Consider the following 24209-nt stretch of genomic DNA (forward strand, 5'->3'; position numbering starts at 1 on the left):
AAGGGGTTCTGTACCCTTTTAACACAGATTCTCAGAGAAAAAATTTATTGAAACGAAAAAACAAAGGAAAAATCAAAGGTGAGGGAGACCTCCCGTAAATACTTGACAGACTCCCCAATGAATTTCCTCTTGCTTTCTCGAAAAAAAAGCGTTATGCTAGTAAACGTGAACCGTCCCTTGGCAAATCGTAACTCCGGCGATTGCTAGGAGACTGGGGATAATAAATTATAGGAGGTGCCATTATGGCTATTTCACAAGAACGCAAAAATGAAATCATCAACGAGTTTAAAATTCATGAAAACGATACAGGTTCTCCAGAAGTGCAAATCGCTGTACTTACTGCAGAAATCAATGCGTTGAATGAGCATTTGCGGGTGCACAAGAAAGACCATCATTCCCGCCGCGGACTATTGAAGATGGTTGGGAAGCGTCGTAATTTGTTAACTTACTTAAGAAACAAAGACGTAACCCGTTATCGTGAACTAATTAAACGTCTAGGCTTGCGCCGTTAATGAGAAGCAGGAGTTATCCTGCTTCTTCTATTATATAGAAACATGTTGAAGCATATTGCCTAAGCTGGAAACAGCAGTTTAATCCCGCCGCTTCGTACATAAAATTTACAAACTAGAGTATAAAATATAAAATGATGATAGATAAGTATGTCGTATTGAAAGGAGCACAAGATACATGCCAGAAGAAAAGCAAGTTTTCTCCACAGAAATTTCCGGAAAACCATTTGTCGTAGAAATCGGCGAATTGGCAAAACAAGCAAATGGCGCTTGTATGGTCCATTATGGAGATACATCCGTGTTATCGACAGCAACTGCGTCGAAAGAACCAAAGGATTTACCTTTTTTCCCGTTAACAGTCAATTATGAGGAACGGCTATATGCCGTCGGAAAAATTCCGGGCGGATTTATTAAACGGGAAGGACGTCCAAGCGAAAAAGCAATTCTTTCTTCCCGACTGATTGATCGCCCGATTCGGCCCATGTTTCCTGACGGTTTTCGCAATGAAGTACAAGTAATCAGCACGGTGATGAGTGTTGACCAGGACTGTTCATCAGAAATTGCAGCAATGATCGGTTCATCGATTGCTTTAAGCATTTCCAATATTCCGTTTAAACAGCCGATTGCAGGTGTTCACGTCGGCCGGGTCGATGGGGAATTCATCATCAATCCGACGGTGGAACAGCATGAAAAAAGCGATATTGAATTAACGGTAGCCGGAACGAAGGACGCCATTAATATGGTTGAAGCCGGGGCCAATGAAGTTCCGGAAGAAGTCATGCTGGAAGCCATTATGTTTGGCCATGAAGAAATTAAGCGGCTTGTCGCATTCCAGGAGGAAATTATCCAGGCTGTCGGTCAGGAAAAAATGGAAGTGCCGTTATTTGAAATAGATAGCGAATTGGAAGCCAAAGTGGAAAAGGAAGCAAAGGAAAAATTGCTGGCGGCTATCCAAGTGAAAGAAAAACATGCAAGAGAAGAAGCCATTGACAAAGTAAAAGAAGAAGTACTGGAATTATATGCGGAAGAAGAAGAGGAAATTGTCGAGCAAGTGAAAACGATTTTGGATAAAATGGTGAAGGATGAAGTACGACGGTTAATAACCGTTGAAAAGATACGGCCAGACGGCAGAAAAGCAGACGAAATCCGTCCATTGTCCTCCCGAGTCGGACTGCTGCCTCGCGCCCACGGTTCAGGCCTTTTTACCCGCGGACAAACACAGGCATTAAGTGTTTGTACCCTTGGAGCATTAGGCGATGTGCAAATATTAGACGGACTGGACTTGGAAGAATCGAAGCGGTTCATGCACCATTATAACTTCCCGCATTTTAGTGTCGGTGAAGTCGGACCGATCCGCGGACCAGGCCGCCGGGAAATTGGTCACGGAGCTCTAGGTGAACGGGCGTTGGAAAAAGTTGTCCCTTCGGAAAAAGAATTTCCGTACACAATACGGTTAGTGTCGGAAGTATTGGAATCGAACGGTTCTACTTCCCAGGCAAGCATTTGTGCCAGCACACTGGCAATGATGGATGCCGGGGTTCCGATTAAAGCGCCGGTAGCAGGAATTGCCATGGGCTTAGTGAAATCGGGAGATGACTATACGATTCTGACGGATATTCAAGGGATGGAAGATGCTTTAGGTGATATGGACTTTAAAGTTGCCGGTACGGAAAAAGGCGTAACGGCCCTGCAAATGGACATTAAGATTGAAGGACTATCTAAAGAAATTTTGCAGGAGGCATTAATGCAGGCACGGAAAGGTCGCCTGGAAATATTAAAATCGATGATGCAAACAATCGATAAACCGCGGGAGCAGCTGTCCATCTACGCACCGAAAATTTTAACGATGGAAATCAATCCGGAAAAAATCCGTGAAGTCATTGGACCGAGCGGAAAGCAAATAAATCAAATTATTGATGAAACCGGAGTGAAAATCGATATTGAACAAGATGGAACGATTTTTATTTCCTCCACTGATCCGGAAATGAATGAAAAGGCGAAGAAAATTATTGAAGATATCGTCCGGGAAGTAGAAGTAGGACAAATGTACCTCGGAACGGTGAAGCGGATCGAAAAATTCGGTGCCTTCGTCGAATTGTTTAAAGGAAAAGACGGGTTAGTCCATATTTCCGAGCTGGCAGAGGAAAGAACAAATAAAGTAGAAGATGTCGTTTCCATCGGGGATCAAATTTTAGTAAAAGTGAAAGAAATTGACCGTCAAGGGCGGATTAATCTGTCCCGAAAAGCCGTCCTTAAAGAAGAACGGGAAAAGCGGGAAAAAGCAAAACAATAAACGGAAAGAAAGAAGCTGTCATGACAGTTTCTTTTTTGCTTTCGGGACCCTTCCAGTCATACCTTGTCCAAGCCAGTCATAAGGTAGTAGGGGAGGGGTTTAAATGCAACGATTCGATAAATATGTCAATCTATTCGTATTTGTCATCCTCGTAGCCTTAGTTTTTCAATTCAATCTTTCTTACAACCCGTTTTCTGCAAGTGAAGAAGTAATTTCCTCCATAACGGAAACCGTAAAAAAGGAAGAAAAATTAAAACAGGAAATCAAGGAAAAAAGCAAGGAATATTATCAGGCGCCAGATAACGCCTATATAGACAAAGTTTGGAAGAAAACTCCCGGCCGGAATGGACTAGAAGTGGATGTGGAGAAGTCCTATAAAAAAATGAAAGAAAATGGCAAGTTTGATGAATCATTGCTCGTCTTCCGGGAAATCACACCGAAAGTTCATTTGGAAGATTTGCCCCCTTCTCCGATATACCGGGGACATCCGGAAAAAGATATGGTTGCCTTTTTAATAAACGTTTCCTGGGGTACCGAATACATACCGGATATTTTGCAAATACTACATGACAGGAAAGTAAAAGCGAGCTTTTTTATTGAAGGAAAGTGGGCAAAAGAAAATGCCAATCTGGTAAAAATGATTAAAGAACAAGGACATACAATCGGCAATCATGCTTATAATCATCCGGATATGGCGAGAATTTCAAAGGACGAAATTTACAACCAATTGTCCCAAACGAATGATATATTAAAAGCGATAACAGGTGAAGCACCGAAATGGTTTGCGCCTCCAAGCGGAAGCTATAATCAGCAGGTAGTAGAAATTGCCCATAATTTAGATATGGAAACGGTTCTTTGGACGGTTGATACAATTGATTGGAAGAATCCGGCAATTTCTGTTATGATAAATCGCGTAAATAATAAAATTCATCCTGGTGCTACGGTTCTAATGCATCCGACAGAGGCCATTCGGGCCGGTTTAAATGATTTAATAGATTTAATGAAAGAAAAGGGCTATCGGATTGGAACGATTGAATCATTAGTTAGTGAGGATCGGTAATGCATCTTGAATTTTGCTGACATAGGAGGATAAACGTTGATACAGAGATATACGTGTAAAAATGGAGTGCGAATTGTATTAGAAGATATTCCTGCTGTACGCTCTGTTACGATCGGTATTTGGGTATTAACCGGGTCGAGAAATGAAACGGAGGCAAATAATGGCATTTCCCATTTCCTTGAACACATGTTTTTTAAAGGCACGGAAACAAGAAGCGCAAGGGATATAGCAGAAGCTTTTGATTCCATTGGAGGACAAATAAACGCTTTTACATCAAAGGAGTATACATGCTATTACGCAAAAATTTTAGATACGCATAAAGAATATGCGTTAGAGATTTTAGCAGATATGTTTTTTCATTCTACCTTTGATGAAGAAGAAATGGAACGGGAAAAAAAAGTTGTATATGAAGAAATCAAAATGTACGAAGATACGCCCGACGACATTGTTCATGATTTGCTGGCAAAAGCGTCCTTTGGCAATCATCCACTCGGATATTCCATCTTAGGGACGGAAGAGAGACTGCAGTCTTTTACACCAGATGATTTGCGGAACTATATTAAAGAACGGTATACACCGGAAAATGTCGTCATTTCCGTTGCAGGTAATGTAGATGAATCGTTTTTTAAGGAAATCGAAAAATACTTCGGAAATTATGAATCACAAAGCAAAGGCACAAATATAGAAAAAGCCACCTTTGTCGGTCAAAGTATTGAACGAAATAAAGATACAGAGCAAGCCCACCTTTGTTTAGGGTTTGACGGACTTCCTGTTGGCGATGAAAATATTTACAGTTTGATTGTAATGAATAACGTGCTTGGCGGCAGCATGAGCTCCCGTTTATTTCAAGAGGTTAGGGAAAAACAAGGTCTAGCCTATTCTGTGTTTTCGTATCATTCTTCTTTTCAGGATAATGGGCTGCTTACTATATATGCCGGAACAGGAAAAGAACAATTGCCGATACTGCGGGACACGATTGAACGGACATTGGACAAATTAATCAAACACGGAATTACCGATAAAGAATTGCACAATAGCAAAGAACAGTTAAAAGGCAGTTTGATGCTTGGACTGGAAAGCACGAATAGCCGAATGAGCCGAAACGGAAAAAATGAATTATTGCTGAAACGGCATCGTACATTAGACGAAATGCTTCAGGAAATCGACAAAATTACCCATGAATCGATCAATAAAGTAATCGAAAATGTATTTACTCAGCCGGCTGCAAGCGCGTTGATTGCTCCATTTTCTAAATCGAATTAATACGGGAATAGTCCTCTTAGACAATGCATATGGATGTACTAGTGAATGTAAAGGAGGAAGTCCTGTGCGTTTTAAAGATATCGGTTCCAAAGAAATCGTCAACGTCAATAAAGGTACCCGGCTGGGAATTTTAGGACAAACCGATCTGGAAATCAATGAAAGAACTGGGCAGATTGAAGCCTTTATTATTCCGAATTATAAATGGTTTGGTTTAAAAAAAGAAAATGAAGAGACGAAAATTCATTGGTCATCGATTAAAAAAATCGGCGAAGATATGATTTTGGTGGAAATGGACGCAAGCAAATAATAGCAGCAGTAAGGAAGTAGACTAGTATAACGGCATACTAGTCTATTTTTTTGTTTTTTTAATGGTTCAGACACTCCTATGCAGAATCGTCATAAGCTATATAGAATGATAAGCAACTATGTCTGGAGGGTATGGAAGCGAATGAACCGATATATTGCCGTCATCGGTGGAGATGCTCGATACATCGAATTAATACGACAATTACAAATTGTTCCAAATACAACGATTATCCTCGTCGGTTTCGATAAGCTGGAACAAGGCTTTATCGGACTGAAACAAATGGAACTGTCTGAATTGGAAGCAGAAAAATTAGATGTTGTTATATTGCCAATAACAGGTACAGACAAGGAAGGATATGTGGAGACGGTTTTTTCTGATCAAAAAATTAAGTTAACCGCCGATTGGTTCGGACGGTTAAAAAAGTCTGCAATCATATTTACAGGGATTACAAGTCCATATTTAACGGAAAAAGCAGAACAAACAGGGATTACATTAATCCCGCTTTTAGATCGAGACGATGTTGCAATTTATAATTCAATACCGACAGCTGAAGGAGCGATTATGCTTGTAATCGAACATACCGACCATACGATTCATTCATCCCGGATTATCGTTACCGGTTTTGGAAGAGTCGGCAACACGGTTGCGAACAAATTCGCCAGTCTAGGTGCCAAAGTTTCGGTAGCCGCGAAAAGCATCCGGGATTTAGCACGGATTACCGAAATGGGACTGACAGCAATTCCGCTGGATAAACTTGCCGACTTTTCCAGTGACTGTGACGTCATCATAAACACGATTCCGGCTTTAGTCATTGACCAAAAGGTGATCCAGCATCTGCCGTCCCATGCGAAAATCATCGATTTGGCCTCCAGTCCTGGAGGTACCGATTTTGCCTATGCAAAGCAGCGGGGAATCGAAGCTTTTTTGGCCGGAAGTTTGCCGGGAATAGTCGCTCCGAAAACAGCAGGAAAAATATTGGCTGATGTTATAAAACAGATTTTACTGGAGGAGAGGGGATAAGAATGCCTTTTCAAGGAAAACGAATTGGGTTTGGAATTACCGGTTCCCATCATACGTTCAGCCGTGCCTTTGCCCAAATTGAAAACTTAGTGGCAAAAAAAGCAGAAGTGTATCCGGTAGTTTCTTTTACGGTGCAGCATACGGATACGAAATTCGGCAAGGCTGAAGACCATTTACAGCGATTGGAAGAAATTACCGGCAGAAAGGTCGTCAAAACGATGCCAGACGCAGAACCGTTTGGACCGGATTTGCCTTTAGACTGTATGATTATTGCACCCTTGACCGGGAACTCGATGGCAAAACTTGCCAACGGAATTACCGATTCTCCGCCGCTCATGGCAGCAAAATCGACATTAAGAAACGAAAAACCGGTAGTTTTAGGAATTACGACAAACGACGCCCTCGGATTAAACGGAAAAAATTTAATGCAGCTATTAAGCACGAAAAATATATATTTTATTCCTTTCGGGCAGGATAGTCCTTTTAAAAAACCGAATTCATTAGTCGCAAATTTAGATTTGCTGGAAGAAACGGTGCGTTTAGCAATGGACTCCAAACAAATTCAGCCAATTCTTATTCCTTATATCGACTAAAGTGTGTTAAAATATAAAATTAAGAAATCACAAAACTTTGGGGAGGAGTCATTTGAATGACAGGAAAATCACTTTATAATGTGGCAGTAGTCGGAGCTACAGGTGCAGTAGGACAGAAAATCATATCCCTTTTACAAGAAAAAAAATTTCCAATAAATGAAATAAAGTTATTATCTTCGAAACGATCCGCCGGAACGAAAATCCGGTTTAACGATAAAACGATTACCGTGGAGGAAGCGACTCCGGATAGTTTTGAAGGGGTGGATATCGCCCTATTTTCTGCCGGAGGTTCGGTATCGAAACAGCTGGCAAAGGAAGCGGTCAAACGGGGTGCAGTTGTCGTGGACAATACGAGTGCATTCCGTATGGATGAGAAGGTTCCCCTTGTTGTGCCGGAAGTGAATGAAGAAGATTTGGCCCGACACGAAGGAATTATCGCCAATCCGAATTGTTCCACCATTCAAATGGTGACCGCATTAAAACCAATACGTGACCATTTCGGCCTAAAACGAGTTATCGTGTCGACATATCAAGCTGTATCTGGAGCCGGCAACCAGGCTGTAGAAGAATTGGAAAAGCAAGTAGAACAATATATGAATAAGGAAGAAATGACGGCTGACATATTGCCTGTAAAAGGTGATAAAAAGCATTATCCGATTGCCTTTAATGCCTTGCCGCAAATCGATGTTTTCCAAGATAACGGGTATACGTTTGAAGAAATGAAAATGATTAATGAAACGAAAAAAATCTTGCACGATGACAGTTTGTCCGTCGCTGCTACCTGTGTACGCCTGCCGTTCATTACTTCCCATGCCGAAAGCGTTTATATTGAAGTGGAAAAAAAAGGCGTAACTGTCGGAGATTTATGGAAAGTGTTGGAAGAGCAGCCGGGGGTTACCGTTATGGATGATCCAGCAACACAAACATATCCGACCCCATTGCAAGCGGCTAACAAGGAAGACGTTTTTGTAGGGAGAGTAAGAAAGGATCTCGACCATGAAAAAGGATTCCATTTCTGGGTCGTGTCCGATAACCTGCTTAAAGGAGCAGCCTGGAATACAGTTCAAATCGCCAGCAGCTTAATCCAAAATAATTGGTTACAGAAGAAGTAATATCGAGGTGTTCATATGCAAATAGTCGTTCAAAAATTCGGCGGAACATCGGTAAAGTCGGAGAAAACGAGAAAGCATGTTATTAAACATATTAAACATGTCCTTGAGCGGGACAGAAAATTAGTAGTCGTAGTATCTGCCCTAGGACGCAAACCAAGTCCCTATGCTACGGATACACTGCTCGATTTGGTAGATTATCCAAACCATGCCAATTCCAACCGGGAAATTGACCTGCTCCTTTCTTGCGGTGAAATTATTTCTGCAGTTGTCCTTTCCAATGAGCTGCAAAAACATCAGATTCAAGCAACAGCACTAACCGGTGCTCAAGCCGGGATCATTACGACAGAAGATTTTACATCGGCAAAAATAAAAAAAGTAAATCCGGAAAGGCTGTTAAAGGAACTGGAAAAAAACGATGTTGTTGTCGTTGCGGGATTTCAAGGAAAGTCCGAATCCGGTGAGACAACAACCATCGGGAGAGGCGGAAGCGATACGACTGCTGCAGCCTTAGGAGCAGCACTGCAGGCGGAAAGCATTGAAATTTTTACCGATGTCAATGGAGTAATGACAGCTGATCCGAGAATGGTGAAAAAAGCCCAGTCACTTGATGTTGTAACTTATTCGGAAATATGCAATTTAGCGTATCAAGGGGCAAAAGTTATTCATCCCCGGGCAGTGGAAATCGCCATGCAGGCTAAAATTCCGATGCACATTCGTTCTACCTATTCCATGGATTCGGGAACATTGATTACTGCATCCCGGCAGGAACAACTTGGAACCGATATCCCTGATCGTCTCATTACAGGAATCGCCCATATGTCCCAATTGACGCAAATTCGGGTGCAAACGAAGGAAGAATCTTACCGCAAACAGTCTGAAGTGTTTAAGGCGATGGCTGAAGCGGGAATTTCATTGGATTTTATTAATATTTCTCCTGCAGGTGTTGTGTTTACAGTGCCAAATGCATTGGCGGAGACGGCGGTATCGATTTTGCGCAATCTCGGTTTCCATTTGGAAACGACGGAAAATTGCGCGAAAGTATCGGCTGTCGGCGCCGGCATGACCGGTGTGCCGGGAGTTGCTGCCAAGATTGTTCAGGCACTGACTGATAAAGGGGTAGAAATACTGCAATCGGCAGACAGTCATACGACAATATGGGTGCTCGTCCATGAAAAGCATTTAAAAGTGGCCGTCAACGCCCTGCACGACATTTTTGAATTAGATCATATTAATCAGTCGATGAAAAAACTGATTATGAAATAAACAGGTCCGCGAAAACGAATTTCGCGGACCTGTTTTTTTGTCAGGGGAAATCAATCGCTGTTTGGCCAATAAATCTGGCTGCTCTATACGCATTGGATTGTCATTTACGTTCATACTATGGATGAGTTTTGTAAAAGGAGATGAACATCGATGACAAAAGATGCAGGTAAAAAAGAAGAACAGCAATCCGGATCTTCGTTAGTACAAAAAATTCAGGCATTAGGACAGACGAATGTTCCGCAAGCACCCGATTCCAATATCCATGTCCTATCCATTATTGGCCAGGTGGAAGGACATATGCAATTGCCGCCGCAAAATAAAACGACAAAATATGAACATTTGCTCCCTCAACTGATTGCGATTGAACAAAATCCAAAAATTGAAGGGATGATTATATTACTGAACACCGTTGGCGGTGATGTGGAAGCCGGCCTTGCCTTATCAGAGATGATTGCCTCCATGTCTAAACCTACCGTATCCATCGTACTTGGGGGAGGACATTCCATCGGTGTGCCGATAGCAGTATCGACCGATTATTCCTTTATCGTCCCGACTGCTACGATGACAATCCACCCGATCCGTCTAACCGGACTAGTAATTGGCGTTCCGCAAACCTTTGAATATTTGGATAAAATGCAGGAAAGGGTGATACAGTTTGTCATTAACCATTCCAATATTAAAGAAGAAAAATTTAAAGATTTAATGTTTGCCAAAGGAAATTTAACGAGAGACATCGGCACCAATGTCGTTGGCCGGGAAGCGGTCGAATACGGATTAATCGATGAAGTTGGCGGAGTAAAGGAAGCAATGGAAAAATTGAACGAGCTGATCCAAAAATCAAAACCAGATGATGAAAGTCAGGTGATTCAGTAATGTTATATACTCCATTAGATTATTCCGAAATTTTCCCCCCGTCAGATGAAGAATTTGCCAATCGGAAATATGTAAACCATGAGGGGAAATTGTTCGTCATCGACAAAACCGAAGAAGGCACATACCAATTAGTCCAGCTGATTTCTTCAAATCCCCATGACTATTTGAATAATGATTACCTTCCTGGAACGACATTAACATGATACTTCCACAAATTGGATTTATGTTATAATAGTGGTAATGTAAATCGAATTTTTGTGTCACAATACTTCGCTTTCACTTTTTACCAAGGGCGACTGATGATGTTTAGCGCCCTTTGGTTGTTTTTGCGGTCACTTCGACCGAAAGCAGACTGTATTCTTTAACAGTCCAGGAGTAATTCCGTTCAAATGGAACGCGATGGTTCGAATCACGCAAAATCGAAATTGCTTTATTGTTGTATTTATTTGTGCATCAATGGCAATAAATAGAATTAGTAGATTTCCATTTAAAATCTGGAAATCTATGAAAATAGAGGTGATTAAGATTTGGCAAAAAAAAAACGCAGGAAAAAAAGGAATACGAAAAAAAACAGGCAGCTGAAATACGAATTGACTGGCCTGTTATTAATATTTCTGGCCATTTTTGGCAGCGGTGCATCGGCAATTAGCGACGGGGTCATCCCCGGCGGTTTGGATCATTTTTTCCGGCTTTTATTAGGAATCTGGTATTTTATCGCATCGATCTTTTTGCTGATTACGGGTCTGTATATGCTGATTAAAAGGAAAAAGCCTAATTTCCTCCATCGCAGACTTGTCGGATTCTATCTATTTTTTGCCGGAGTTCTCCTCTTAACCCATATTCAGATTTTCGAAGATTTAGTCCGGGAAAATATTACGATTATCGGAACAACATGGGACAATATGATGGAGTACCTGCTGGGGAATGGGACGACGCTGGACATTGGCGGGGGAATGATCGGAGCAGTCCTTTTTACGTTTTGCCATTATTTGTTTTCATTAGCCGGTTCAAAAATCGTTGCCGTTTTTGCCATGGTTATCGGCTTGCTCTTTATTAGCGAAAAGTCCCTCGGTGAAATATTTTCAAAGGCCGCAAAACGAATAAAAACACGCTGGAAGAAGATTCGGACGAGCTGGCAACAGCGGGTTGAGGAAAGAAGGGAAGCCCGGGAGACACAGCTCTTTCAGGAAGAACAGGAAGAGCTGCCGCTGGCAGATGAAGAACCTGTCATCAATGATTTTGCAGATGTAACGTATATGATGGAACAGGAAACGCCAGAACAGATAGTGGTAGAATCGGATGAAGCAGAAGAAGTTGACTACTCCATGACGGTAACCGAGCAGGAAAATTATGACTATGAATTGCCTTCCATTGATTTGCTCGACGAACCGAAACATACGGCAGAACAGCAGGAACGTTCAGAAATTCAGGCAACGGTAAAGAAATTGGAAAAAACTTTCCGCAGCTTTGGCGTAAACGCCCGGGTAACAAAAGTACATGTCGGACCTGCTGTAACGAAATACGAAGTTTTCCCTGAATTAGGGGTAAAGGTGAGCAAAATCGTCAGTTTGCACGATGATTTAGCTTTAGCTTTGGCCGCAAAAGATTTGCGGATTGAAGCCCCGATTCCCGGAAAGTCTGCCGTCGGTATCGAAGTGCCGAATAAAGAAGTGGCAATGGTTTCGTTAAGAGAAGTACTGGATAACACTTGGAATCAGAAACAATCCAAATTATTAGTTGCCCTCGGAAGGGATATATCCGGTGATGCGGTAGTAGCTGAATTAAATAAAATGCCCCACTTGCTCATTGCCGGTGCAACAGGAAGCGGGAAAAGCGTCTGTATTAACGGCATTATTACGACGATTTTAATGCGGACGAAACCCCATGAAGTAAAAATGATGATGATTGATCCGAAAAAAGTGGAATTAAACGTCTATAACGGCATTCCCCATTTGCTTGCTCCTGTTGTTACCGATCCGAGAAAGGCTTCGAGGGCATTAAAGAAAGTTGTGGCGGAAATGGAAAGGCGCTATGAACTATTTTCCGATACCGGCACGCGAAATATTGAAGGCTATAATGAATTTATCCGCAAATACAACCAAAGCACGGATGAAAAACAGCCGCTTTTGCCGTATATCGTTGTCATTGTCGATGAGCTGGCCGATTTGATGATGGTTGCCTCCAGCGACGTGGAAGATGCGATTACGAGACTTGCCCAAATGGCGAGGGCTGCAGGGATTCACCTGATAATTGCTACCCAGCGGCCGTCGGTCGATGTCATTACCGGGGTTATTAAGGCAAATATTCCATCGCGAATCGCTTTTAGTGTTTCCTCCCAGACAGATTCACGGACAATTTTAGACATGGGAGGGGCGGAAAAGCTGCTAGGGAAAGGGGACATGCTTTTCCTTCCGGTCGGTGCTTCCAAGCCAATCCGTGTTCAAGGAGCATTTCTTTCCGATGATGAAGTTGAACGGGTTGTACAGCACTGTATCGAGCAACAAAAAGCAACGTATCAGGAAGAAATGATACCGGACGATAATGACGAAATGATGGACGAGGTGGATGATGAACTATATGATGATGCGGTTCAGCTCGTAACAGAAATGCAGAGCGCTAGCGTTTCCATGCTGCAGCGGCGGTTCCGTATCGGCTATACGAGAGCTGCTCGTTTAATTGATGCCATGGAAGCGAGGGGGATTGTCGGTCCTTACGAAGGAAGCAAACCGCGGACCGTCCTTGTGTCGCCAGATCAGGAAGAGAAAACATCTTAAAGACGACTTGCTATTAGCAAGTTGTTTTTTTCATATAATGGATGATAAAGAATGAAATTGCTTAGAATATAGAGGATAAGTTCTGCTTATGAAGGAATAGGAGGATGGAAGATTGGAATCAACCGTTGAAACTCAGGGGATTCGTTATCATTTTATCGAAACGAAGAAGTTTAAAACGATTCATCTCGTTGCCAAATTTAAAGCCCCTTTACAACGAGATACGATTACAAAAAGGGCGTTAATTCCTTATGTATTAAAGGAAGGGACAAAAAGCTATCCGAAAAGGCAATTGCTGAGAAGAAAATTGGACGATTTATACGGCGGTATGTTTTCTGCTGACGGTTCAAAAAAAGGGGAAAATCATATTATTACCATTCGTCTGGAATTGGCAAATCCAAAATTTCTTCCGGATAATACGGCCATTCTAGAGGAAGGAATCGCACTATTTAAAGAGCTGTTATTTCATCCAATTGCCGATGGCAAAGCTTTCATTCCGGCGATTATTGAACGGGAAAAACAGACGCTAAAGCAGAAAATACAATCTTTGGCAGACGACAAAATGCAGTACGCAAATTTACGTCTCATCGAAGAGATGTGCAAAGGTGAACCGTACAGCATCCGTGTTCACGGTTATGAAGAAGATTTGAACGAGGTAGATCATAAAGGGCTGTACGAATACTATCAGAACATGATAAAAGAAGATGAATTGGACGTATATGTCGTCGGTGATTTTAATCGGAGAGAGATGGAGCAGACGTTAAGCAAATATTTGCAGCGTGACGTTCATCCGATGAAAAAAATCTCCCTTTCCGGTGAAAAGCGAATTTCGAAACAAAAGGAAGTTATTGAAAGACAAGCAGTCCAGCAGGCAAAGCTCCACATAGGCTATCGGACAAACATTACGTTTAAAGATGAAGAATATCCGGCATTTCACGTTTTTAACGGCTTATTCGGCGGTTTTCCTAGCTCAAAATTATTTATGAACGTCAGGGAAAAGCATAGTCTAGCCTATTATGCTTCTTCCCGAATGGAGAGCCATAAAGGCCTTTTGTTTGTATTTAGCGGCATTGCACCAGAAAACTATACTAAGACGAAAAATATTATCCGCGAACAATTCGAAGCGATGAAGGCAGGGGAATTTACCGAACAAGCCTTATGCGAGGTGAAGGATTTAATCAGTAATCAGCTGTTAGAAACGATGGATCATCCGCAAGGGATGGTGGAGCTTTTGTATCAGCAAGTGCTTGCAGATACAGAACAGGACCCAAAGGAACTCATCGCAAAAATTAAAGCTGTTACAAAGAAAGATGTGATTGATGCAGCAAAGAAAATTGAAGAAGATACGGTGTATTTATTGACGGAGGAAGGAGGGAATGCCAGTGCATAAACAGCATTATGCCCATATTGGGGAAACGATTTACTCGGAAAAATTAGATAATGGCTTATCGGTATTTCTTTTGCCGAAAAAAGAAATGGCGAAAACATACAGTATTTTTTCAACGAATTACGGATCGATTGACCAAACTTTTGTTCCAATTGGAAAACAGGAGAAAATTACTGTTCCGGAAGGGATTGCCCATTTTTTGGAACATAAGCTTTTTGAAAAAAAAGACCGGGATGTTTTTGCGGACTTTAGCAAACAAGGAGCTTCTGCCAATGCTTTTACGTCCTTTACGAAAACTGCCTATCTGTTCTCGGCTACATCCCAGATTGAAAAAAATGTAGAAACGCTGCTTGACTTTGTCCAGGAACCATTTTTCTCCGACGAATCGGTAGAAAAAGAAAAAGGAATTATTGCTCAAGAGATTAAAATGTATGATGATCAGCCAGAGTGGCAAGCATTTATGTCAGCATTAAAAGCGATGTTTGCCCATCATCCGGTCCATATTGATATTGCCGGAACGGTTGAGTCAATCAGCAAAATTACGAAAGAGGATTTGTATACGTGTTATGAAACGTTTTATCATCCGGACAATATGACTTTGTTTATTGCCGGGAACTTTGATGTGGACACGATGATGGATTTGATTAAAACCAACCAGGAAAAGAAGCAGTTCAGGAAAACCGATGCCATCATCCGGGAATATCCGGAAGAACCGCCGGAAGTATACCAGAAAGAGAAAAAAGTATCCATGGCTGTCTCGGTCCCAAAGTGTACGATTGGAATTAAAGAATACGGCAAGGAACTCGATAAAAAGGTGTATTTGAAAAAGGAAATGCTTACGAATATTGTTCTTGATTATCTGTTTTCTAAAGGGGGAGCATTTTACGAAAAGTTATACGAAGAAAATTTAATCGATGAAAGTTTCTATTTTGAAACGAACTTGGAAAAAAATTTTGGCTACTCATTAATCGGAACAAATACAAATAATCCGGATGCCTTCAGCAGAAGATGCAAGGAACTGCTTTTATCCACTGCGAGTTTGCCGGTGACGGAGGAAGACGTTGAGCGGATGAAACGGAAAAAAATCGGTCAATTGCTCCGTTCAATGAATTCCTTGGAATTTATCGCCAATAAATTTATTCATTACCGTCAGCAGGACATCAGCTTTTTTGATTTAATTCCTTTTGTCCAGACGTTGACGTTGGCTGACGTCCGCGAATTCCTAAAAAATTGGATACAAGAGGAAAAATTATCGGTATGCACAATAATGAATGAGTAGGGTGAAAGATGAAGAGAAATATATTGATTATCGGAGCAAGCGGAGAAATCGGAAGGAGCATCGTTCGTCTTTTGGCAAAGGAAGATACCCAGTTTATTCTCCACTATAATGAAAATCGCTCATGCCTGGAGGAAGTGCTGAAAGAGGTCAATCCGCTGCAAATATTAAGTGTCTTAAAAGCGGATTTTCGAAAAGAAGAGGAGATCTGGCAGTTCATTGAAAACATCGCCTTTCCCGTCCATGCCGTTATTTTTGCCGGAGGAAAAGCCCATATTGCCCAATTGCAAGATACAACGGAAACAGCGATGAAGGAGTTGTTCCATCTTCATTTATATGCTCCTTGGATGATAACGAAGCATCTATTGCCGGAAATGATCCAAAGAAGATGCGGCCATATTATTTTTATTACTTCGATTTGGGGAAATAAGGGAGCAAGCATGGAAACGATCTATTCCTCGGTGAAAGGCGGTCAGAACATTTTCATTAAAGCTCTTGCCAAGGAGGTCGCAAATAGCGGCGTGTATGTGAACGGGGTTAGCCCAGGGTACATTGAAACGAAGATGAATAATCATCTTTCGAGAGAAGAAAAGGACGATCTGTACGAAGAAATACCGCTTAAGCGGCCGGGAAAGGCGGAAGAAGTGGCTAAAGTCGTTCAGTTTTTGCTAAGTGATGCCTCCAGTTATATTCAAGGTGAAATTATACATGTTGCCGGCGGATGGGAGTAATCTTTCTGTGATTGGAATGCATAATTGCCGATGAAATTCACATACTATGCGTGTAATAATTCCAAGGAGGTAAAGAAATGTCAGTTCTTGATAACTTTGAAACGTGGAAACAATTTTTGGCCAATCGGCTCCAACAGGCGCAGCAGCAAGGAATGGACCAAAAGACGATTACTAATTTAGCTGCAGAAGTAGGGGACTATCTGGCACAAAATGTAGATGCAAAAAATAAAGAAGAACAAATTTTAAAAGATTTATGGAATGCAGCTAGTGAACAGGAGCAGCAGGCATTGGCAAGTACGATGGTAAAATTAGTACAAAATCAGGGAAATAGTTACTCGTAAATGTATGTAGAGGCTGTATGTATATACAGCTTCTTTTATTGTAATTTAATCATATAAACTTCGCTGATTTACTTTTCACTTTCTTGAAAATGATTTATGATAGAACTATATGTCCAATATTTTTTTCATGGATAAAGGGGAATACGATGGAAAAAAAAGAATGGTATTTGGAATACGAAATTAAAATAAACCGGCCGGGATTGTTGGGAGATATTTCTTCCTTGCTCGGTATGTTGTCCATTAATATTATAATGATTAATGGAGTGGAAAATTCCAGAAGGGGCATGCTTCTTCTGTCAAAGTACGATGAAAATATTATGCGTCTCCGTTCGATTTTGCTGACGATGGATACCATTCAACTGCTCAAATTGCGAAAACCAAAATTAAAAGACCGGATGGCTGTACGCCATGGAAAATATATACATACAGATGCAAGTGACCGAAAAACTGTCCGTTTTGTCCGGGACGAGCTCGGTTTGCTCGTCGACTTTATGGCGGAATTGTATAAAGAAGAAGGACATAAATTAATTGGCATTCGCGGGATGCCTCGGGTCGGAAAGACCGAATCAATTGTTGCTGCGAGTGTTTGTGCCAACAAACGCTGGCTGTTCGTATCGAGTACAATGCTGAAACAAACGATTCGCAGCCGGTTAATTGAAGGGGAATACAATACTGACAATATATTCATTATTGATGGAATCGTTTCTACGAGACAGGCAAACGAACAGCATTGGCAAGTAATCCGGGAAGTGATGCAAATCCCGGCGGTGAAAGTGGTAGAGCATCCTGACATTTTCGTGCAAGCAACAGAATACAATTTAGACGACTTTGATTATATCATTGAACTTCGGAGCCATGAAGACGAAGAAATTACCTATGAAACAATCGAAAAACAACAATTATCTGATGGAAATGGATTTCTTGTTTGATTATAAATATGGAAGGTGTTTTCAATGGAAATAGGAGCACGGTTAAAGGAAGCGAGGATAGCAAAAGGCCTCTCGCTGGATGAATTACAAGAAGAAACAAAAATACAGAAACGATATTTAGTCGCCATCGAAGAAGGAAATTTGGACATTCTTCCAGGAAAATTTTACGCGCGGGCGTTTATAAAAGAGTATGCCAGCGCCGTCGGTTTAGACGCGAATGAATTGCTGGAAGAACACCAGGAAGAAATACCGCAAACAGAAGAAACGAACTTGGAACAATATAGCCGCATGCAACGGACGAGAAGAGCGAGCCATGGGGAAAAAAGCTCCAGAATATTTTCCATTTTGCCTACAATTATTGTTGTTTTATTAGTAATAGGTATTTTTTTTGTTGCTTGGTATTTTATTAAAGAAGGAATGTCCGGAAACAGTTCCGAAACTGAAGATGCATTAAATGATAATGAAATTATCATTAATAACCCAAATGAAGTTGCCGAGGAGCCTGCTGATGAAACCGAAGAGGCAGAAGAGGCGGAAGAGGAGCCTGAAAATAGTGAAGAACAGACGGAAGAACAATTAACTCTTCTGGAGGCAGGAGATTCCGCCAATCCGGAGTCAGTTTATGAATTTATTTCCAGCGGGGAAGAGGTAAAACTGACGATCGAATCGGAGGGAAATACTTGGCTGGAAATATATGATACGAATAACGAACAGTTGTTTTTCGGTTCCTTTTCGGAAGACCAGTCGCCGCAGGAATTTGATATAACCGGAGAGGAAAGCATTTACTTTGGCAGCATCGGCTATGCTCCAGCTTTAACCATTTTTGTGAATGGAATGGAGCTGGAATATGCCCTCGATCCAAATGAAAATAATGTGCAACGGATCCGAATAAATATTGTAAATGAGACGGAATAAAAACCCTTGCCTTTCAAAGGAAGGGTTTTTATACCTTTGCCATCTGCTATTAATGGGAGGATAAAACATGAATATACCGAATCAATTAACCATCTCGCGGATTTTGCTAATCCCAATTTTTATACTTTTGTTGTCATTTCCGTTTCAATGGGGTGAATGGAATATCGGCACAGATTATTTGCCGGTTTCCCATTTCGCTGCTGCTCTAATTTTTATTTTAGCTTCGACGACTGATTGGATTGACGGGTATTATGCAAGAAAATACAACTTAGTGACGAATTTGGGGAAATTTTTAGACCCGCTGGCAGATAAGCTGCTCGTCTCTGCTGCCTTAATTCTTCTCGTTCAGATGGGGCATGCACCAGCATGGGTTGTTATCATTATTATTAGCAGGGAATTTGCTGTAACGGGACTTCGTCTCATTGCTGCAGGAGAGGGGATTGTTTTAGCGGCTAGCAAGCTTGGGAAAATCAAAACGATTACACAAATGATTGCCATAAGCGCATTGCTTCTATATAATTTTCCTTTTTCCTTCATCGGTTTTCCGTTTGCCGGCATTATGCTCTACATAGCCCTCTTCTTTACTATATTATCCGGCATTGATTATTTTGTGAAAAACTGGCACGTTTTGGGGGAATCGAAATGAGTAAGCAATTTAATGCGGAAATTGTATCTGTTGGAACAGAGCTGCTTCTCGGCCAAATTGCCAACACAAATGCCCAGTGGCTGTCAAAAAAATTGGCGGAATTGGGAATTAATGTATACCACCATTCCGTTGTCGGAGATAACTTGGAGCGGGTAAGACGAGTATTTGCTGCAGCTAACGAACGGGCGAATATCGTAATCGTAACCGGAGGCCTCGGTCCGACGGAGGACGATTTAACGAGGGAAGCTTTCCAGCTCCTTTCCAAAAAAGAAATGGAAATACATGCTCCGTCCCTGGAAAAAATAGAAAAATATTTTCGCAATAACTATATTACGATGACACCGAATAATAAAAGACAGGCCCGCGTATTTAAAGGGAGCATCGTACTGGAAAACCCGATTGGCATGGCTCCAGGCATGATTGTAGAGACGAATCAGGTGACCTGGATTTTCCTTCCTGGAGTCCCCCGGGAAATGAAACAATTGACAACGGAAAAAGTGCTCCCTTATCTGGAGAAAAAGACAGGAAAGAAAGATGTCATCCAGTCCCAAGTGTTAAAATTTATTGGCATCGGAGAATCAACGCTGGAACACGAACTGATAGACCTGATCCAAACCCAGACGAATCCTACCATTGCTCCTTTGGCGCAAAATGACGGTGTTGTCATCCGCATTACAGCAAAAGGGGAAAATAAAGAGCACGTTCGGCATATGCTGGATGAAACGAGGAAAAAAATATTAAGCCGGGTTGGCGATTATTATTATGGCACAGATGAAGAAACGATTGAAGAACGGCTTATTTCTCTGCTTAAGGAAAAGGAATTGACGATTGCCTCTGCCGAAAGCTTAACGGGCGGCTTATTTATGAGCCGGCTAATTTCTGTCAGCGGAGCTTCCGAAGTATGCCTAGGCGGCATCATTGGCTATGATACGAATGTTAAAAGGAAGCTATTAGGTGTTTCTGACGAGACGATTTCGTCTGTTGGCACAGTGAGCGAAGCTTGCGCTTTGGAAATGGCACGGGGAGCGAAAGAAAAACTGCAATCCTCTTTAGCCATCAGCTTTACCGGGGTTGCTGGTCCGGCGGAAGTTGAAGGAAAGCCGGCAGGTACCGTCTATATCGGAATTTGTTCCGCATCCGGCAAATCCGAAGTTGCGGAGTTTTCTTTCCAGGGAGAGCGGAATACGGTTCGTGAACGAGCCGTAAAAAAAGGATTGGAGATGCTCTATCATTATTTGAAAAAACTTGAATAATACCAGAACGTTTATTCGGTTTTTTCTTGGCAAAGGGGCCGATTTGTAGTATGATGAAAGTAATAGAAGGCAGAAGGAGGCAGTAAATAGATGAATGATAGAAAACAAGCTTTAGATATGGCTTTAAGACAAATAGAAAAACAGTTCGGCAAAGGATCGATTATGAAGCTCGGTGAGCAGGAACTGCAAAAAATCGAAACGATTCCAAGCGGATCCCTTGCATTAGACGTAGCCCTCGGCATTGGCGGATATCCCCGGGGAAGAGTGATAGAAATATATGGTCCGGAATCTTCCGGGAAAACAACGGTTGCATTGCACGCCATTGCGGAAGCACAAAAACTTGGCGGACAAGCTGCATTTATCGATGCGGAACATGCGCTTGACCCGATTTATGCAAAAGCATTAGGGGTAAATACGGATGAATTGCTGCTTTCTCAGCCGGATACAGGAGAGCAGGCGCTGGAAATTGCTGAGGCTCTTGTTCGCAGCGGTGCTGTTGATATTATTGTCGTAGACTCTGTAGCAGCGCTAGTGCCAAAAGCAGAAATTGAAGGGGAAATGGGAGATTCCCACGTCGGATTACAGGCAAGGTTAATGTCCCAGGCATTGCGGAAACTGTCAGGCGCGATTAATAAATCCCAAACGACTGCTATATTTATTAACCAAATCCGGGAAAAAGTCGGCGTCCTGTTTGGTAATCCGGAGACTACTCCTGGCGGAAGAGCGCTTAAATTCTATTCTTCTGTGCGCTTAGAGGTTCGCCGTGCAGAGCAATTAAAACAAGGCAATGAGGTAGTCGGAAATAAATCGAAGGTAAAAGTAGTGAAAAACAAAGTTGCCCCGCCGTTTAAACAAGCGGAAGTTGATATTATGTATGGCGAAGGCATATCGAAAGAAGGAGAAATTCTCGATATTGGCGCAGAATTGGATATCATCGATAAAAGCGGTGCATGGTATGCCTACAACGGGGAAAGACTCGGCCAAGGACGGGAAAATGCAAAACAATTTTTAAGAGAAAACCCGGATATGCTGGAAGAAATCGAAGCAGCCATCCGCAAGCATTACAATCTTGACGACGAGGCCGAAGAAAATCCGGAAGAATTAGTAGAACAGGAAAGTTTAGACGTATAAAATGTTAAAAAAATTCCTTTACTAAATTTATTTTAGTAGAGGAGTTTTTTATTGACCTTTCCAAGTTTAGTCCCTCCAACATTCCACCGAAAGCTAAACGGATTGCTTCTTCCCGCTCTATCTTTTTCCCATCCGTCTGATTTTGCATATGCAATTATGGCGTTTCCTTGACAATTGGAACATTGACAATTAAAATGGATGTTGTATAATTTTATACTTTTTATACATTTTGTCTTTAATGTATTGAAAATGTTACATGCCGACATATGAATGTACAATCCTATGGCAATAGGAGGTGAAATTATGGATATCATTCTTCTAATCATCTCCATTTTGCTTGCTCTGATCGTCGGTATTGTTGTTGGTTATCTGATACGTAAATCTATTGCAGAGGCGAAGATTTCCAGTGCGGAAACTTTGGCAAAGCAAATCACCGAAGAAGCACGCCGCAATGCGGATGCTGCGAAAAGAGAAGCGCTTCTTGAGGCGAAAGACGAAAATCATCGGCTTCGTCAGCAAACGGAGGAAGAACTCCGTGAGCGAAGAATGGAAGTGCAAAAGCAAGAAAATCGTCTTATGCAACGGGAAGAAACTCTTGATCGCAAGAGTGAAACATTGGACAAACGTGAGCTGTTGTTAGAAAACAAAGAACAAGCCCTTGCAGAAAAACAACAACAAATTGAAGAAATGGAAAGCAAAGTGGAAGCAATGATCAAACAGCAGCAAGCCGAGCTTGAACGCATTTCTGGATATACAACAGACCAAGCGAAACAAATTATTTTAGAACGGATCGAAAAAGAAGTGAAGCACGAAGCAGCTGTCATGATTAAAGAGGCAGAAAATCGTGTGAAGGAGGAAGCAGATAAAAAGGCGAAAAGCATTCTATCCCTGGCTTTACAACGCTGTGCTGCAGACCACGTTGCTGAGACAACCGTATCTGTTGTGAATCTTCCTAATGACGAAATGAAAGGACGTATTATCGGTAGAGAAGGCCGGAATATCCGAACGTTGGAGACATTAACCGGCATCGATTTAATAATCGATGATACTCCGGAAGCAGTCGTCTTATCTGGTTTTGATCCAATCCGAAGGGAAATTGCCCGTATAGCTTTAGAAAAATTAGTCCAGGATGGCCGAATTCATCCAGCACGTATTGAAGAAATGGTGGAAAAAGCCAGAAAGGAAGTAGATGAATATATACGGGAAGTCGGAGAAGAAACGACATTTGAAGTCGGGGTACACGGACTGCACCCGGATTTAATAAAGATTCTTGGACGTCTAAAATATCGTACAAGCTATGGTCAAAATGTATTGAAACATTCGACAGAAGTTGCGTATCTCTCAGGCCTGCTCGCTGCGGAACTAGGCGAAGATGTAACGTTAGCGAAAAGAGCCGGCTTACTTCATGATATCGGTAAAGCAATCGACCATGAAGTAGAAGGTTCCCATGTTGAGATCGGCAAAGAATTGGCGATGAAGTATAAAGAGCATGAAGTCGTTGTGAATGCTATTGCATCACACCATGGAGATGAAGAGCCAACCTCTGTGATCGCTGTCATCGTGGCTGCTGCAGATGCGCTGTCAGCAGCAAGACCTGGTGCTAGAAGCGAGACATTGGAAAACTACATTAAACGGCTGGAAAAATTAGAAGAAATATCCGAATCCTTTGAAGGTGTTGAGAAGTCCTTTGCCATTCAAGCAGGACGAGAAATCCGAATTATGGTCAAACCGGATCAGATTGACGATTTAGAATCGGTTCGAATTGCAAGGGAAATAAGGAAACGGATTGAAAATGAACTGGATTATCCGGGACATATTAAAGTAACGGTCATTCGGGAAACAAGAGCCGTTGAATATGCAAAATGATTTTCATAGCAAAATTTTAAGAAAAAAGCGGGCAAGCACCGCTTTTTTCTGCTTTTTCATGCAATAAAATAGGCTCTATACTAAATGTTGGGGTTTAGAAATAATTTAAAGACAAATAAAAGCACGCTTCTCCAATTTCTTTTATACTTGAATTGACGAGAAACAAGCAAAAAGAGAGGAGAAGCGTGTAAATGAATAATACCATAAAAATCCCTGGTTTAGAAGATGTAATTATTACAAAGGTGGAGGAATTTGAGGATCGAATAGCCATATTTGTCGAAATGAAGGTCCAAACCCACAGATGCCCAAAATGTGGTGAGAAAACGAGAAAAATACATGATTATCGAGTGCAAAAAATCAAGCATTTAAAATGGTTTGAGCGTTTAAGCTATATTTTTTATCGGAAGCGCAGATATAGATGTGATACATGTGGCAAGAGATTTTACGAGAAGAATTCGATTGTAGATCGTTATCAGAGATTTTCTAAAGAATGGAATCGAGCCGTAAATATACGCAGTGTAAGAGCGAAGACATTTAAAGAAATTAGCCAGCAATTCGGCGCTTCCCCATCTACTATCATTCGCAGATTTGATGAGCTTGCAGAGAAAGAGCTAAAAGATGTAGAGGAGCTTCCTCGTGTCATCTCCATCGATGAATACAAAGGCGATAC

The 24209-nt window shown here is 41.6% G+C and carries 23 protein-coding genes; all 23 read left to right on the plus strand.

Features of this window, described 5'->3' with window-relative positions:
* Positions 1-242: 242 nt before the first annotated feature.
* Positions 243-512 carry a 30S ribosomal protein S15 gene (rpsO, locus tag IEV18_RS12365; RefSeq protein ID WP_188392695.1) on the plus strand — a complete coding sequence of 90 codons (270 nt, stop codon included), beginning with the start codon at positions 243-245 and terminating at the stop codon, positions 510-512.
* A 175-nt stretch (positions 513-687) separates the two neighbouring features.
* The gene (locus IEV18_RS12370) at positions 688-2802 is read left to right on the plus strand and encodes a polyribonucleotide nucleotidyltransferase (protein WP_188392696.1); all 2115 of its coding nucleotides are present in this window, start codon (positions 688-690) and stop codon (positions 2800-2802) included.
* Between the two features lie 103 nt (positions 2803-2905).
* The gene (locus IEV18_RS12375; protein WP_188392697.1) at positions 2906-3862 is read left to right on the plus strand and encodes a polysaccharide deacetylase family protein; all 957 of its coding nucleotides are present in this window, start codon (positions 2906-2908) and stop codon (positions 3860-3862) included.
* A gap of 36 nt (positions 3863-3898) precedes the next feature.
* Entirely contained in the window at positions 3899-5125 is a 1227-nt protein-coding gene (locus IEV18_RS12380) for a M16 family metallopeptidase (protein ID WP_188392698.1), read from the plus strand.
* Between the two features lie 64 nt (positions 5126-5189).
* On the plus strand, positions 5190-5432 hold the full coding sequence (locus IEV18_RS12385) for a YlmC/YmxH family sporulation protein (protein ID WP_188392699.1): 243 nt from the start codon (positions 5190-5192) through the stop codon (positions 5430-5432).
* Positions 5433-5573: 141 nt separating this feature from the next.
* Positions 5574-6452: a dipicolinic acid synthetase subunit A gene (gene dpaA, locus IEV18_RS12390; RefSeq protein ID WP_188392700.1), complete on the plus strand. Its 879-nt coding sequence runs from the start codon at positions 5574-5576 to the stop codon at positions 6450-6452.
* Positions 6453-6454: 2 nt separating this feature from the next.
* Positions 6455-7045: a dipicolinate synthase subunit B gene (gene dpaB, locus IEV18_RS12395; protein WP_188392701.1), complete on the plus strand. Its 591-nt coding sequence runs from the start codon at positions 6455-6457 to the stop codon at positions 7043-7045.
* A gap of 56 nt (positions 7046-7101) precedes the next feature.
* Positions 7102-8157 (plus strand): aspartate-semialdehyde dehydrogenase, encoded by a 1056-nt coding sequence (locus IEV18_RS12400; RefSeq protein ID WP_188392702.1) that lies wholly within the window; start codon positions 7102-7104, stop codon positions 8155-8157.
* A gap of 15 nt (positions 8158-8172) precedes the next feature.
* Positions 8173-9420: an aspartate kinase gene (gene dapG / locus IEV18_RS12405; protein ID WP_188392703.1), complete on the plus strand. Its 1248-nt coding sequence runs from the start codon at positions 8173-8175 to the stop codon at positions 9418-9420.
* Between the two features lie 150 nt (positions 9421-9570).
* Positions 9571-10293 (plus strand): ClpP family protease, encoded by a 723-nt coding sequence (locus IEV18_RS12410; RefSeq protein WP_188392704.1) that lies wholly within the window; start codon positions 9571-9573, stop codon positions 10291-10293.
* A complete protein-coding gene (locus tag IEV18_RS12415; RefSeq protein WP_188392705.1) occupies positions 10293-10496 on the plus strand; it encodes a YlzJ-like family protein in 204 nt (67 codons plus the stop codon). Before IEV18_RS12410 ends, IEV18_RS12415 begins: the two co-directional genes overlap by 1 nt.
* A gap of 324 nt (positions 10497-10820) precedes the next feature.
* Positions 10821-13067, plus strand: coding sequence for an FtsK/SpoIIIE family DNA translocase (locus tag IEV18_RS12420; protein ID WP_188392706.1), 2247 nt, complete (start codon positions 10821-10823; stop codon positions 13065-13067).
* A 112-nt stretch (positions 13068-13179) separates the two neighbouring features.
* A complete protein-coding gene (gene yfmF / locus IEV18_RS12425; RefSeq protein ID WP_188392707.1) occupies positions 13180-14454 on the plus strand; it encodes an EF-P 5-aminopentanol modification-associated protein YfmF in 1275 nt (424 codons plus the stop codon).
* Positions 14447-15730 carry an EF-P 5-aminopentanol modification-associated protein YfmH gene (gene yfmH / locus IEV18_RS12430; RefSeq protein ID WP_188392708.1) on the plus strand — a complete coding sequence of 428 codons (1284 nt, stop codon included), beginning with the start codon at positions 14447-14449 and terminating at the stop codon, positions 15728-15730. The genes yfmF and yfmH overlap by 8 nt, the downstream gene beginning before the upstream one ends.
* Before the next feature lie 8 nt (positions 15731-15738).
* Complete coding sequence (gene ymfI / locus IEV18_RS12435; protein ID WP_188392709.1) at positions 15739-16458, plus strand: elongation factor P 5-aminopentanone reductase; 720 nt, start codon at positions 15739-15741, stop codon at positions 16456-16458.
* Between the two features lie 77 nt (positions 16459-16535).
* Entirely contained in the window at positions 16536-16799 is a 264-nt protein-coding gene (locus IEV18_RS12440; protein WP_188392710.1) for a DUF3243 domain-containing protein, read from the plus strand.
* Between the two features lie 146 nt (positions 16800-16945).
* On the plus strand, positions 16946-17728 hold the full coding sequence (locus IEV18_RS12445) for a DUF3388 domain-containing protein (RefSeq protein ID WP_188392711.1): 783 nt from the start codon (positions 16946-16948) through the stop codon (positions 17726-17728).
* A gap of 24 nt (positions 17729-17752) precedes the next feature.
* Entirely contained in the window at positions 17753-18643 is an 891-nt protein-coding gene (locus IEV18_RS12450) for a helix-turn-helix domain-containing protein (RefSeq protein WP_188392712.1), read from the plus strand.
* A gap of 67 nt (positions 18644-18710) precedes the next feature.
* Positions 18711-19289, plus strand: a complete 579-nt coding sequence (pgsA, locus tag IEV18_RS12455; protein ID WP_188392713.1) for a CDP-diacylglycerol--glycerol-3-phosphate 3-phosphatidyltransferase — start codon at positions 18711-18713, stop codon at positions 19287-19289.
* Positions 19286-20542, plus strand: a complete 1257-nt coding sequence (locus tag IEV18_RS12460) for a competence/damage-inducible protein A (protein ID WP_188392714.1) — start codon at positions 19286-19288, stop codon at positions 20540-20542. Before pgsA ends, IEV18_RS12460 begins: the two co-directional genes overlap by 4 nt.
* A 90-nt stretch (positions 20543-20632) precedes the next feature.
* Entirely contained in the window at positions 20633-21673 is a 1041-nt protein-coding gene (gene recA, locus IEV18_RS12465) for a recombinase RecA (RefSeq protein WP_188392715.1), read from the plus strand.
* 303 nt (positions 21674-21976) lie between these two features.
* Positions 21977-23539, plus strand: a complete 1563-nt coding sequence (gene rny / locus IEV18_RS12470) for a ribonuclease Y (RefSeq protein ID WP_188392716.1) — start codon at positions 21977-21979, stop codon at positions 23537-23539.
* A gap of 191 nt (positions 23540-23730) precedes the next feature.
* Positions 23731-24209: transposase family protein (locus IEV18_RS12475; RefSeq protein ID WP_188392717.1), on the plus strand; the 479-nt coding region annotated here is incomplete at its 3' end.

This window comes from Compostibacillus humi, from assembly GCF_014637175.1.
Classification (GTDB): Bacteria; Bacillota; Bacilli; order Bacillales; family Amphibacillaceae; genus Oceanobacillus; species Oceanobacillus humi.

Bases quoted from the DNA above. Each gene is read 5' to 3' on its own strand.
- rpsO (WP_188392695.1), top strand. From the start codon at position 243: ATGGCTATTTCACAAGAACGCAAAAATGAAATCATCAACGAGTTTAAA.
- IEV18_RS12370 (WP_188392696.1), top strand. From the start codon at position 688: ATGCCAGAAGAAAAGCAAGTTTTCTCCACAGAAATTTCCGGAAAACCA.
- IEV18_RS12375 (WP_188392697.1), top strand. From the start codon at position 2,906: ATGCAACGATTCGATAAATATGTCAATCTATTCGTATTTGTCATCCTC.
- dpaA (WP_188392700.1), top strand. From the start codon at position 5,574: ATGAACCGATATATTGCCGTCATCGGTGGAGATGCTCGATACATCGAA.
- dpaB (WP_188392701.1), top strand. From the start codon at position 6,455: ATGCCTTTTCAAGGAAAACGAATTGGGTTTGGAATTACCGGTTCCCAT.
- IEV18_RS12400 (WP_188392702.1), top strand. From the start codon at position 7,102: ATGACAGGAAAATCACTTTATAATGTGGCAGTAGTCGGAGCTACAGGT.
- dapG (WP_188392703.1), top strand. From the start codon at position 8,173: ATGCAAATAGTCGTTCAAAAATTCGGCGGAACATCGGTAAAGTCGGAG.
- IEV18_RS12410 (WP_188392704.1), top strand. From the start codon at position 9,571: ATGACAAAAGATGCAGGTAAAAAAGAAGAACAGCAATCCGGATCTTCG.
- IEV18_RS12415 (WP_188392705.1), top strand. From the start codon at position 10,293: ATGTTATATACTCCATTAGATTATTCCGAAATTTTCCCCCCGTCAGAT.
- ymfI (WP_188392709.1), top strand. From the start codon at position 15,739: ATGAAGAGAAATATATTGATTATCGGAGCAAGCGGAGAAATCGGAAGG.
- IEV18_RS12440 (WP_188392710.1), top strand. From the start codon at position 16,536: ATGTCAGTTCTTGATAACTTTGAAACGTGGAAACAATTTTTGGCCAAT.
- IEV18_RS12445 (WP_188392711.1), top strand. From the start codon at position 16,946: ATGGAAAAAAAAGAATGGTATTTGGAATACGAAATTAAAATAAACCGG.
- IEV18_RS12450 (WP_188392712.1), top strand. From the start codon at position 17,753: ATGGAAATAGGAGCACGGTTAAAGGAAGCGAGGATAGCAAAAGGCCTC.
- pgsA (WP_188392713.1), top strand. From the start codon at position 18,711: ATGAATATACCGAATCAATTAACCATCTCGCGGATTTTGCTAATCCCA.
- IEV18_RS12460 (WP_188392714.1), top strand. From the start codon at position 19,286: ATGAGTAAGCAATTTAATGCGGAAATTGTATCTGTTGGAACAGAGCTG.
- recA (WP_188392715.1), top strand. From the start codon at position 20,633: ATGAATGATAGAAAACAAGCTTTAGATATGGCTTTAAGACAAATAGAA.
- rny (WP_188392716.1), top strand. From the start codon at position 21,977: ATGGATATCATTCTTCTAATCATCTCCATTTTGCTTGCTCTGATCGTC.